14 protein-coding genes and 1 pseudogene are annotated in these 11,421 nt (G+C 69.1%); 7 read left to right on the top strand and 8 right to left on the bottom strand.

Translation table 11 applies throughout. From position 1 onward, the window contains the following. From FNX44_RS17085 to FNX44_RS17100, 5 genes are all read right to left on the bottom strand, one after another. Positions 1–369: DUF2637 domain-containing protein (locus FNX44_RS17085; protein ID WP_143649133.1), on the bottom strand; the 369-nt coding region annotated here is incomplete at its 3' end. A gap of 20 nt (positions 370–389) precedes the next feature. Further along, positions 390–560: a hypothetical protein gene (locus FNX44_RS28080; protein WP_173019211.1), complete on the bottom strand. Its 171-nt coding sequence runs from the start codon at positions 558–560 to the stop codon at positions 390–392. Positions 561–655: 95 nt separating this feature from the next. Further along, positions 656–2,029 carry an FtsK/SpoIIIE domain-containing protein gene (locus tag FNX44_RS17090; protein ID WP_143649134.1) on the bottom strand — a complete coding sequence of 458 codons (1,374 nt, stop codon included), beginning with the start codon at positions 2,027–2,029 and terminating at the stop codon, positions 656–658. A gap of 2 nt (positions 2,030–2,031) precedes the next feature. Continuing rightward, complete coding sequence (locus tag FNX44_RS17095; protein ID WP_143649135.1) at positions 2,032–2,358, bottom strand: SCO3933 family regulatory protein; 327 nt, start codon at positions 2,356–2,358, stop codon at positions 2,032–2,034. Between the two features lie 137 nt (positions 2,359–2,495). After that, a complete protein-coding gene (locus tag FNX44_RS17100; protein WP_143649136.1) occupies positions 2,496–3,275 on the bottom strand; it encodes a GntR family transcriptional regulator in 780 nt (259 codons plus the stop codon). Between the two features lie 17 nt (positions 3,276–3,292). Here FNX44_RS17100 and FNX44_RS17105 point away from each other — a divergent pair, with 17 nt between their 5' ends. From FNX44_RS17105 to FNX44_RS17120, 4 genes are all read left to right on the top strand, one after another. Then, positions 3,293–3,763 carry an NUDIX hydrolase gene (locus FNX44_RS17105; protein ID WP_143649137.1) on the top strand — a complete coding sequence of 157 codons (471 nt, stop codon included), beginning with the start codon at positions 3,293–3,295 and terminating at the stop codon, positions 3,761–3,763. Positions 3,764–4,649: 886 nt separating this feature from the next. Beyond that, the gene (locus FNX44_RS17110) at positions 4,650–4,907 is read left to right on the top strand and encodes a hypothetical protein (RefSeq protein WP_228449955.1); all 258 of its coding nucleotides are present in this window, start codon (positions 4,650–4,652) and stop codon (positions 4,905–4,907) included. Positions 4,908–5,535: 628 nt separating this feature from the next. Then, positions 5,536–5,772: a hypothetical protein gene (locus FNX44_RS17115; protein ID WP_143649139.1), complete on the top strand. Its 237-nt coding sequence runs from the start codon at positions 5,536–5,538 to the stop codon at positions 5,770–5,772. 45 nt (positions 5,773–5,817) lie between these two features. Continuing rightward, positions 5,818–6,120: a DsrE/DsrF/TusD sulfur relay family protein gene (locus FNX44_RS17120; protein WP_228449956.1), complete on the top strand. Its 303-nt coding sequence runs from the start codon at positions 5,818–5,820 to the stop codon at positions 6,118–6,120. Between the two features lie 588 nt (positions 6,121–6,708). On the opposite strand, the gene FNX44_RS17125 is transcribed toward FNX44_RS17120, so the two are convergent. Further along, a complete protein-coding gene (locus tag FNX44_RS17125; protein ID WP_143649140.1) occupies positions 6,709–7,371 on the bottom strand; it encodes a class I SAM-dependent methyltransferase in 663 nt (220 codons plus the stop codon). A gap of 60 nt (positions 7,372–7,431) precedes the next feature. Here FNX44_RS17125 and FNX44_RS17130 point away from each other — a divergent pair, with 60 nt between their 5' ends. Continuing rightward, positions 7,432–7,905, top strand: a complete 474-nt coding sequence (locus FNX44_RS17130; protein WP_323369406.1) for a MarR family winged helix-turn-helix transcriptional regulator — start codon at positions 7,432–7,434, stop codon at positions 7,903–7,905. Positions 7,906–8,315: 410 nt separating this feature from the next. Here FNX44_RS17130 and FNX44_RS17135 read toward each other — a convergent pair whose 3' ends face one another. Both FNX44_RS17135 and FNX44_RS28085 read right to left on the bottom strand, forming a co-directional pair. Further along, positions 8,316–9,590, bottom strand: a complete 1,275-nt coding sequence (locus FNX44_RS17135) for an MFS transporter (RefSeq protein WP_173019212.1) — start codon at positions 9,588–9,590, stop codon at positions 8,316–8,318. Beyond that, the gene (locus FNX44_RS28085) at positions 9,587–9,769 is read right to left on the bottom strand and encodes a hypothetical protein (RefSeq protein ID WP_173019213.1); all 183 of its coding nucleotides are present in this window, start codon (positions 9,767–9,769) and stop codon (positions 9,587–9,589) included. The genes FNX44_RS17135 and FNX44_RS28085 overlap by 4 nt, the downstream gene beginning before the upstream one ends. 914 nt (positions 9,770–10,683) lie before the next feature. Between FNX44_RS28085 and FNX44_RS17140 the strand changes: the two genes are divergently transcribed. After that, the gene (locus FNX44_RS17140) at positions 10,684–10,833 is read left to right on the top strand and encodes a hypothetical protein (protein WP_153507380.1); all 150 of its coding nucleotides are present in this window, start codon (positions 10,684–10,686) and stop codon (positions 10,831–10,833) included. 159 nt (positions 10,834–10,992) lie between these two features. Continuing rightward, positions 10,993–11,421 (top strand): annotated as a pseudogene (locus FNX44_RS17145) (helix-turn-helix transcriptional regulator); the annotation flags it as partial.

The raw sequence follows: 11,421 nt of genomic DNA on the forward strand, positions 1-11,421 counted from the left end.
GTCGTGGGTGGGGCGTTGGTGGGCGAGGAGGGTGCCGCCGAAGAAGGCGAGGGCGGGCCATCCGGCGACGAGGATGCGCAGCCAGTCCGGTGGCTGGTTGAGGTCGAGGAGGCCGGCGGTGGCGATGTTCGCGCCGAGGGAGGCGGCAAGGGCGATGAGGAACCAGCACCAGGCCGCCGTCTTGGCGGTGCCGTGCCGGAGCCGGTGCCAGGCCGCCACCAACAGCAGGTCGACCGACACGGGGTAGGCCCACGCCTTCCACCCGTCCTGTCCGGCCGCCGCCGCAAGGTCATGCAGATGCGCGAACGACAAGGCACCAGCGATCACCGCCTGCACGAGCACGGCATCGATGCGCAGATTCCGGAACACGGTCAGCTCCCTCCACCCACTCACGCGGTGCCGGAGCCGAAGCACGTCACGCACAGCACGCTCTGACGGGCGTCGATCTCGCGGGCCTTGCGGCGGGAGCCGACGCGAACGACCTCCGTCGTCTCACCGGTGCCCTTGCAGTCCGGGCACGCGGGCGGCTTCTTGACCCGGGTGGTCTTCCGTGCGGCCATGACAGGACCGTCCTTCCAGGGGTTTCGGGCATGGCGGGGGTAGGGACTTGGCGCGGAGACGGCCGCGCCACCGACGAACAGGAAGTGGCCGGTAGCTACTCGGCGGCCGGGACCGGCTTGATCAACCGCACCGGAGCGGCGGTGGCAGGTTCGGCCGGGACCTGCGGGCGGAACGGCGCCAGCGCCGGAACATCAGGCACAAGGTGCGCATGGAGGCGGCACGCGGTGGCCATCTCAGCCAGGGAGGTCAGCGGGGTGCGGATGCGGGACCAGCCGCCGGAGGCGTCAGCAGCGACCGCCGTTCCCGGCCGATCCGGCGGAATCGACGTGGCGGCCGGAACGGCTTCCGGGGACAGATCCCCCAACCCCATCTCAGCCGTCTGCTTGTCCGCGACCCGATGCACCACCCGGCCCGTGAGCTGAGCGCGCAACATCGTCGCGCCCTTGCCCAACTCCGAACCGAAACGCTGCCCGCACACCTCCAGGAAGATCCCGACCGCGCGAGCGAGCTGGGCCAACCGGATGAGCTGAGTGACGATCCGGTCCCGCCGCTCCTCATCCTTCCGCGTCCAGGCAAGGAACAGCTCCGCCACCTCATCGATGAACACCACGATCGGCACCGGCCGCTCATCCTCAGCAAGGCCCCATATGTCGGCGGTGATCTCACCCGGAGCGGTATCCCAGGCGATGCCCTGTGCCTCTTTCAGCAGGTCATACCGCCGTTCCATCTCCTCGACCAAGGCGTCGAGCAGTTCGAGTGCTTGAGCGGGGTCGGTAGCCAGTGCCGACAGCCGGGGTGAGGCGGCCGACTGCTCCACCCCGCGCTTGCAGTCGATCCCGACCAAGGCGACCCGCTGTGAGGCGAGTTTCTTGATCAGGTTCCGGTGGTACATCGACTTACCCGACTGATTCGCGCCAAGGGTGAGGGCGTGCGGCACCTTGAGGTAGTCCCGCACGAACGGCGTACCGTCCTCCCGCACCGCCACCGGAACCACCATCGGCCCAGGCCGGGCCCGGCGCGGCATCCGCACCCGCCGCAGGACGTCGTAGCCGGTCATCCGCAGCTCGACCACACCCGGCTTGGTCTCCACCACGTTCACCGCGTGGACGCCCCAGGCGTGCCGCAGCCGACCCGAGGCCGCCGCCACATCCGCCGGTTCCAGCCCCGCCGGAAGCCGCAGCCGCACCCTAAGGCCCGTCGTAGTCGGCGTCACCAGCAACACCCTTGGCGGAACCGGCTGCACCTCCCGCCGCGCCGCACGAGCCAGCAGCATCCGAAGCCGCGAGGGACGGACCGTCAGCCCACACGCGTCCATCGTGGACCGGTAGGTCACCGTGAACCGGGCCCAGGTGGCCGGCATCTGCACCAGCGACCAGTACACCGCCGGACGCTTCGCACGCGCCCACCACAAGCCCCCACCAGCCACCAGCAGCGGACTGGCATCCACCAGCAGCGACAGGTCCGACATGATCAGACCGCCACCAGCGACACGGCGCGGAAGCTGATCCCGTGACGCGCCTGCCCGTTGAAGGTGTTCTCCCAGTCCCGGGCCTTGAGCCCCACGACCGACACCATGCGGCCGACCGACAGCCCCTCCGGAACACCGGTCTCCGGGACCGTCACCTTCCACAGGTTGCTCTGCCCCTCATCGGAGACCAACAGGTCCACCGTCATCAGCGTCGCCCCGGTGTCCCGGTCCACCGCGACCTCACCGGCCTGCTTGTTCGCCATCTTGATCGTCGGCTCCGTCGCCACGATCACCACAGCGGTCGAAAGGTCAATCTTGAACGAAGGCATGACGCACTCCTCTTGATGAGTTGGCCAGTTGCACTCATGTATATGAGTGACAGTTAGAAGAGTGCCCGACTCCTATACATGAGTCAACCCGTCGCGGCGACTTTCTCCGGACGGGTTGATGGGTGACGTGTGGTCGGTCAGTCTTCGGCGGGAATCCGGTAGTCGAGAATGAACTGGTCAGCGGCCATGATCGTGTCGCAGACCTCGACCACGCGCCCGTCGTCAGTGATCGCATCTCGGGTCAGATGGATCACGGGTGAGCCGGGGCTCAGCTTGAGCGCCACGGTCTCCTGCTTCGTCGCAAGACGGGCACGAACGGTTTCGACGTACTCAGCCAGCGTGTTCCCGTGCTCCTCCAGGCGTGCGTAGATCCCGCCACCGCCAGGGTTCTCGGCGAACATCTCAGGGATGTCCTTCACCACATCCCACGGCAGGTAGGACGTGGCTTCCTCGGTCGGAATGCCGTCGCTGAAGTAGAGCCGCTTACGCGCCAGGACCTTGGCGCCAGGGGCGACGCTCAGGCGGTCGGCGATCTCCCCTGGCGCCTCGGTTGGGCCGACGTACAGCACGCTCACTGAAGCTGTGACGCCTGCTTGCTCGGTCTCGGCCAGGTAGGCCGCCTTGCCCGCTTTGCGATGGGAGCGGCGGAACCGGTCCGAGGACTTCCGCCGCACGGGCGGCCGTCGCTTCACGTACGAGCCACGCCCGTGGTGCGTCTCAATGAGCCCGGCAGTTCTCAGCTCGCCCATCGCCTTGCGAACAGTGCCCTGCGACACCTTGTAGCGCTCGATGATGTCGGCTTCACTGTCCACCTGGGCGCCCGGCGCCAGCGCACCCGTACGGATCTTCCGTGCCAGATCGTCGGCGATCTGTAGGTACTTCGGCCTGTCCGAGCTGTGTCCCGCCTCACTCCTCATGGTGCTGTCTTCCTCCTATGCTCTTCTATATGAGTAACAGTGCCCACCGATCACGGTCAACGCCGCTCCACTCCGTATCCGTAGCGGGGGCGGTCGTCCGGGACGACGGGCGAGTCCTGGTCATCCAGCGCGCCGACAACGGCACCTGGGAACCCCCCGGGGGGGTACTGGAGGTCGACGAAGCGCCGGAAGAGGGTGTACAGCGGGAGGTCGAAGAGGAGACGGGAGTTCTCGTCGAGGTCGACCAGCTCACGGGGGTCTACAAGAACACCTCGCGGGGCGTCGTCGCACTTGTCTTCCGATGCAAGCCATCCGGCGGAACGGAGCGGACATCCGACGAGTCCACGGCCGTCAGGTGGATGACGCCCGCCGAGGTCGCCGAGAACATGGGCGAGGTCTACGCGGTCCGCATCCTCGATGCGCTCAGCGCGGACGCGCCCCATGTACGCACCCATAACGGCCGGAGGCTCACTCAGGCCGGCAAGTGAGGCGCAGAACCACGCCCCCGGCCTGTTACAGGTTTCTCTACCTCATCAAGACCGGCTGCGCTCCGCTTCGCCGGGCGCGCTCCCGGCTCCCGCTCGCGCTCTGCTCCTGCCTCCGGCCCGCGCCGCGCGGCGTCCGCCGACGCGCGCCCACACACAAGCACCCGATCTCTAGCGGTGAAACCAACCGGCCCCAACGGGCGCGACCGCACACCATGACGCCCCGTTCCTCATACGCACCGACCGACGCGCACCCCGGCACGCACGCGATAGGCGAAGTTGCCATCCTCGACTCACCTACGCGTCTGCGCAATGCGGGCCGTTCCGCGTTCCGACCGGGGCCGAAGGAGTCTTTACCTTCTGCTGCTCGGCGGGGACCCCTCCCGGAGCAAGAAGAAGGGGGCAGTGGGACCAAAAGCACGGTGGGAAGCCTGCGGCCCCACTCTGCTTGAGCAAGCGTACGCCCCCTTCTTCATGCTCCGGCCCCACCGACCAGCAGAAGGTAAACACTCCTCCAACCCCTCGCCCATCTGCGACCACCTGCACCGCTCAGACCACCTTCGCGACCTGAGTGACTGTCAGCGGCGCCCAGTACACTGAGAAGTTTGAGCACAGAGGAGCATGTACCACTAGATCTGGTAGCCCCTTCGACATGCAACACAAGATGTTGTGGTTGCTGTTTGCTGTTCTGCTATCCGAGTGCTGTAATGGACGTGATCGAACCCAAGAAGGCCCCATCCCGGGCCTCGACTTGAGGTCGAGTCATCGGCATGGGGCCATTGCGTTGGTCGCGCTCTTGGACCCTACAGCGGTGAGTGAGGTTACCCAAGCCCACCGAGCCCATGGTTCGCCCTCGGAAACGAGAACGTTCATGGCAACGAGATCACTCTTGGTCGGGTACGACCTGAATCGCCCCGGCCAGGACTACTCCCGTCTGATCGAAGCCATCGAGGCGTATGGCACGTGGTGGCACAGCCTCGACTCCACCTGGATCATCAAGACCCCGAAGTCGGTCACACAGGTTCGCGATGAGCTCAGGCGTCACATCGACTCCAGCGACGAGCTGTTCGTAGCTGAGCTGACTGGCCACGCCGCGTGGTCGGGCTTCGATCAGACGTCAAGCGAGTGGCTCAAGAAGTACCTCTAGGGCCGCCCCTCAGTCATGGCGGCAGACTGTGTGGCCGGCCTGGCGGGACAGCGAGAGCTGGGACCAGCTTGGGACCACACGCAGTGCGCGGGAGCGAACAACCCCAGTTCAGCGTCACGGTCGTTCGTGCATCGCAGTGGCGCTGACCTGCGGTAACGCCTTCCGCGATGATCTGGGGGTCAAGGGGTCGTGGGTTCAAATCCCGCCGTCCCGACGGTGCATGAGGGCCCGTCATCGAGGAGGAGTACTCCGAGGTGGCGGGTCCTTTCACGTATGCGCAGGTCAGCGCGCCGGTAGGGCGTCGGCGGAGGCGCACTGCGGCCGCCTCGACGAGGCTCCCATACGGCAACGCCACGCCGCCACTACGGTCCCGCTACGGCACCCATGCGCAAGATCCACTCCCAGCCCACTCCCAGCAACTCCACCCCACGAAGGGGCCCCGTGAAGCAGAAACGGCCCCCTCAGCGGAGGGGGCCGTCCTGTGCCGGGTACCCAGACGAGGGGACGACGACCCCGCTTCCCAACACCCGTCCGGTCGCGACGACCACCGCGTACTGCATGATGCCCGTCGGCAACCAACCCGGCCGCCGGGGATCGGGCCCGACAAGGCGGTGCGTATCGCCGACGGGTGGCTGAAGGAACACCGCCCCGGCCTGCACTCCACCGAACCGGAACGGTTCCCCGGCTACTACACCTGCACACCCTGCGCGGCGACCGCATCGTCGGCATGCTCTCGGTCCACGCCACCAGCGGCGACGTCTGGTACCACACCTGGCACGGCCGCTTTCTCCAGACACTGGAGCAGCCGAGCAGCATCGACAGCCGCAGCCCCCGTCCGGCGCACGGGGGCGACCATGAGTCGTAACGTCCTGCTCATCCTCAACAACCCGCCGTACGGCACCGAGCGCTCCTGGAACAGCTTGCGGCTGGCTGTTCCAGGAGCGCTCGGCGCGAGGGCGCCAAGGTCCGGGGCTTCCTGCTCGGTGACGCGGTGGGCTGCGCGGTCTCCGGACAGAAGGTGCCCGACGGCTACTACCGCCTCGACCGGATGATCGAGTCCACCGCCCGCCACGGCGCCGAGGTGAGGTGCTGCGGCATCTGCCTGGACGCCCGCGGCATCCCGGAGGAACACCTGGCCAAGGGCTCTCACCGCTCAGCCCTGGAGGAGCTCGCCGAATGGACCCTCTGGGCGGACCAAGTGATCACCTTCTGAGCGAGGGTGACATGAACGAGCGCACTGTCGTCGTGCTGGACGCGTGCACCGATCGGCCCCGCCCCGGAGCTGGCGGCTGCGCGATCCAGCCAACCGCCGGTGCCTCTGGCGTGTCAGGGCGGATGGTTGCCCCCGGAGAGACGACCAGTCGCCGCTGACGCCAGTGGTCGGCCAAGGGCGGCGCTTCGCGAGATGGCGAGCGAGCCGTGGGGCGGCGATGACCACCAGGAGGGTGACGAGTGGCGTGACGACGTCCGTCCAGGGGTTTCGAAGGGGTTGGTACGTGGCGGTGCCGTCTTTGATCACGCTGAAGCCGCGTGGCCGGCCTGCCGCTCCGCCTCTACCGCCACCGCCTTCGCCGTTCTTGGCGGCTCCGGTCTCGCGGCCGGCCCCGCCTCCGAAGCCGAGGCGCGATCTCGGCGACGGGTATGACAGTGACGCCGCTGTTGGTGACGGGCCCGCCGAAGACGGCGGTGACGGAGGCTTGCGCGCCGAGCCTGTCGGCCAGGCGCGCCAGGAGGGTGGCGGACATGCCGGCAGCGGTTATGTCCGACCGTGTCGTGGGCTGGTTCGCGTCGTCCTGGCTGGTCATCGGGTGCCTCCCGGGGGCGGGCGTACGGCTGTGCCGAGGATGTGGGTGGCGGCGGGCATGGGGATGCGGGTCGGAGGGAACGCGAAGCGGTCGACGCCGGTGACGGTGAAGCCCGCGGTGGTGATGGCGGTCTGGGTGTCGCGGCCGGTGTGGCAGCCGCCCATGAGTCGGGGCCAGACGGTGGTGTCGAGGACACGTTGGACGCGCCGCATCGCGGGAGTGTCGGCCTGGACGTGTTCGAAGAACCGCAGTTGGCTGCCCGGTCGGAGTACGCGGTGGAGTTCGGCCAGGGCCGCATGCGGGTCGGCGATGGAGCAGAGCGTCAGGCACACGACGGCGGCGTCGAAGGAGGCGTCGGGAAAGGGAAGCTGTTCGGCGCGGGCGTCGCACATCTCCACCGGCACCGAAGCATCGGGGGCTTGGTCCTGGGCCAGTGCGCGCAGGTTCCGTTCCGGTTCGACGGCGACGAGCCGCGTCACTTCGGGCGGGTAGTGGGGGAAGTTCAGACCGTTGCCCGCTCCGATCTCGATCACCTCGCCGGTCAGGCCGGCCAGCAGCCGTCCGCGGTGTTCGGCGGCGCCTGCCTTCTCCAGGGCCGGGCCGGCGAGCTTGGCGTAGAAGCGGGCGAAGAGTGGGTGCGGCTTGATCGGTTGCGTCATGGCGACCGTCTCCTCTGCGGCAGCCCCGAGGGCTATTCTAGTATGCGGAGGTGCTACATAGTGAAGTCACTTCACGATATGCCGGAGCGGCCCGTTCCCGCCAGGGCTTCGCTCGACCGGCTCTTCGAGCTCGCCGAGGTGCTGGGCGCGATGATGCAGCGGGGGGTGGCCGAGAAAGGGCTGACCACGGCGCGCGCGGGAGCGCTGTGGGCTCTGTTCCACGGCGGACCCATGACGCAGCGGGCCCTGGCCACCCAGCTGGGAGTCACGCCCCGTAACGTGACCGGGCTCCTCGACGCGCTGCAGGAGGACGGCCTGGTGGTTCGAGAGGCGCACCCCACTGACCGGCGGGCCACGCTCGTCTCTCTTACGGAGAAGGGGGGGTCGGTCACATCGGCGCTGCGGGACGGGCGCGATGAACTGGCCGCCTTGCTGTTCGCGGACGTGCCCGCCGATCGGCTCGACACCTTCACCGCGACCTTGGCGCAGGTGACCGAGCGGCTCAGGACTGTCGGCACCGACGGCCCCAAGTGATCACGGGCGGACCGTCGCGCGCGGCGGAACGGCGGCTTTCAGGGTGTGGTCCTGTGCCATGGAAAACGGCTGGGGTGGGGAGGCGCCCCCACACCCCAGCATCTACCCCTTCATGCTGGCCGGAGCTGAACCAGATAGTGCTCGACCCCGCCAGCAGAGCCCTCGTCGCATCGCAGATACGCGCCGCTTCTGGGCGCCCGGAGCTGAAGACGCGCACGTTCGGGTCACCCGGCTCCAGCAGCCTCAGATCCTGCTCCCGACCATCCGACACACCGCGACCACGATCGGGGCATCTTCTGCCCCCAGCAGCGCGTACAAGGTACTTGCACCGGACCGGCACGGCCGTGGGGTCGACCGCCGGCGGGTCGGAGACGTGGCCGGAACATGTCACAGTGCTCATGCAACAGCTCTCATACGCCCTGCTCCGGTTCGGACGTCCGCGTACCCGACGGGTCGTGGAACGCCGCCACGCCGGGCACGGCCAGGGGCAGGAGCGTGGAGGTCACCAGCACCACCGCCGCGCCGGCCGCGACCGCCGGCACCCCGACCCCGGCGATGAGCGCGCCCATGAGCGCGAGCGCGACCGGCTGGAGAGCGGTGTTCGCGGTGGCGTCGACGGACAGCACCCGCCCGAGGTACCGCCGGGGCACCTGGGTGTGCAGGGCACTCATCCACAGCACCCCGAAAACGGAATAGCCCACCCCGGACAGCAGGACCGCCGCGCCCACCGTCACCGTCGGCACCTCCGCGATGAAGCAGGCGAGTTCGACGAGCTGGAACAGCAGGGCCGTCATCGCCCACAGCCCCGGCCGGGCGACCCGCAACCGGGCGCCCAGGACCGAGCCGACCACGGCCCCCAGAGCGGACGCCGACATCACCCATCCGACATGGCCCACCTGGCCGCGGTCTTCGAGCACGATGGGCAGCAGCAGCGTCGCGGGCGCGGTCACCAGTGCGAGTTGAACCGCCCCCTGCCCGACCACCGCCGTGATCCACCGGTGCGCCAGCAGCACCCGAAGGCCCTCCCGGATGTCCCCGAAGAGGGAGGGGCGCTCCTGCGTCGCCCCCTCGGCAGCGGGACGTTCGGGCGTGGCGTCCCGGACGCCGTACAGCGTCAGCAGGCTGATCGCACACATACCGAGCTGCACCCCGAACGCCGTGGTGGAGCCGGGTCCCGTGACGAGGACGCCGCCCAGCGCCGGACCCGCGATCCCGGTCAGACGCGTGGTCAGGGAACGCAGCGCGTTGGCCGCCTGGATGTGGTCCTCGGGTACGAGGCTGGGCAGCACCGCGCCGAAGGCCGGCCGGAAGAGGCCACTGGCGACCCCCACCAGCAGCGCGCACCCCATCAGCACCGGTACCGGCGCGGCCGCCCCCAGGGCGAGGACCACCAGTACGGCGCAGGAGCGCAGACCGTCCGCCGTCATCATCAGCCTGGTGCGCCGTACGCGGTCCGCCAGTGCACCGCCGAACAGCAGCACCCCCGCCGCTCCCAGGGTCTCCGCGCCCAGCACCAGGCCGAGTTGGGACGCGGCGCCCGGGCGCCCGAGGATCAGCAGCATCAGCGCGACGGTGAAGACACCGTCCCCGACCAGCCTGGCGCACTGCCCGATCCACAGGCGGCGAAACGCCCGGTGCGCCAACGGGGCGAACGTCCCGGGCCGGGACACGCCTTGGGCCGTCACGCGTCCCCTCCCGACCGCGCGAGTGGCGGCCGCGCAGCTTCCGTCGGCACGGCCTGCGTCCGCGCGGTGTGCTCCCCCGGTCCGCTCGGCAGCACCAGCTCCGAGGGCGGGGTACTCGTGTCGATGACGAGGAAGTCGTCCTGTCGCTCGTGGGCGAGAGCCACCAGTTCGGCGGCCATGTCCGTACCGCCGCCCGCGAGCCAGTCGGCCGCCCCGGCGTCGGACGCGGCCCGTTCCCGCAGCCGCCGGAGTACGACGCGGGCGCTCGCCGCCGGGTCGGTCGGGTGCGCGGCACCCCGACGTCACGCATGGCAGCGCGCCGGGCCACCCGCGTGACATCGGAAGTGACGATAAACCCGTCGCGCACGGCGGGAGTACTGGAGAAGACACGCAGGCGGAATCGCGCGCGAAGTCGAAGGATCAGGCCACGCCGAGAAACACCGGCGGCGACGAGAGAAGAACGCGCGCGGAACAGGCCGGTCAGCCGTCCGACCGGCCGAAGAGACGCCGGTGGTAGCGCCGCCCGAAATACGGCTGATGCGCTTAGCTACGTGGTCAAGTGACGGGTCGGTGTCTGGCTTCCGGACCGACCTGTTGGGGCAGGCGCCTGAGTCCTGCTGGAGTACGTACTCAGCAAAGCACCCCCACGCGCATGGGGTGGTCCGCATGGCGACAGGCAGGCGCGGGGTCGGGCATGGTTCTCGCCCACCTGCGTGGGGAGTGGGGTTCCGCTGGGAAAGTCCAGCGGCGGGGACCAGGTGCGGACCGCGCGTTGAGCGCGGTAGTGAACAACTCGGCGTGAAATCCCGCAGTACCGAGGGGATTTGTCCTGGTCGTTGGGGTGAAATCGAGAGTTCGCACTTGCTGAGGGCAAGGGGTCGCGAGTTCGAATCCCGCCGTCGTGACCAACTTTTCAGCAGGTCACACGGGCCGTCTCCGCAAGAATGCGGGGGCGGCCCTTCCCGTGGCGCGGCTGTGATGGTCGCGCCCTCGAGGCGTCGGCGTAGGGCCGACCACCGCGCTGTCGGGGTTGCGGCTGCGGGCGTCACCTCGTGGGCGGGCTCGTGGCTAGCAGTGTCCGGAGGTACGCGTTGTGAGCCCGCAGAAGGCGGACCGCGCGGTCTGTGCCGCCGGTAAGGAACGGCAGGACCGCCAGGGCGGGGACGGTGGCGATGAGGGCCACGAGCAGCGCTGGGGCGAGCAGAGCGACGAGCAGCACGCTTCGGAACGGGCCGATCAGTAGCGGAAGAATTGTCATGCCTCCAGCACAGCCCAGCCGGCCGCCGGCAGCGTCATGCCGCGAACGAACCCGTACCGAACCGAACTGCCCCGAACGCCGCCGAACGACGTTGGTACACCGGGCTCTTCCTTATCCTGGTGGGCACGCGCTAGGAGGTGACGGGTGGCCGACCACGACGCCGTGCATGGCACCGCCGCTGCGTCGGCGGACGACTTCGGGCGGCGGCTGGCCGTCTTCGCCGCCGACCTGAAGGCGCTGCGGATCGAGCGCGGCAACCTGCCGCTGCGGGAAATCGCCCGGCGCGCCCCCCGGCACCGGCCGCTGTCGGCAGCGGCGGTCAGCGAGGCGCTGAACGGCAAGCGGCTTCCTCGCTTGGACTTCCTGATGGCACTGGTGCGGACGCTTCTCGCCCACGACCATGAGGGCCGCCCGTATCCGCACGGTCGTGACGACCCGGGCCTGGAGGTCTGGCGCACGCGCTGGCGCGACCTGGAACTGCTGCGCACAGCTCGGCCGCCTGCGGCCCGCCGTCCGGCAACCCCGAAACCAGACCCCGGTCCGCCGGTCCCGGCACCTTGCGTTGCCGCCACC

The sequence above is a fragment of the Streptomyces alkaliterrae genome (assembly GCF_007097205.2).
GTDB classification, from domain to species: domain Bacteria; phylum Actinomycetota; class Actinomycetes; order Streptomycetales; family Streptomycetaceae; genus Streptomyces; species Streptomyces alkaliterrae.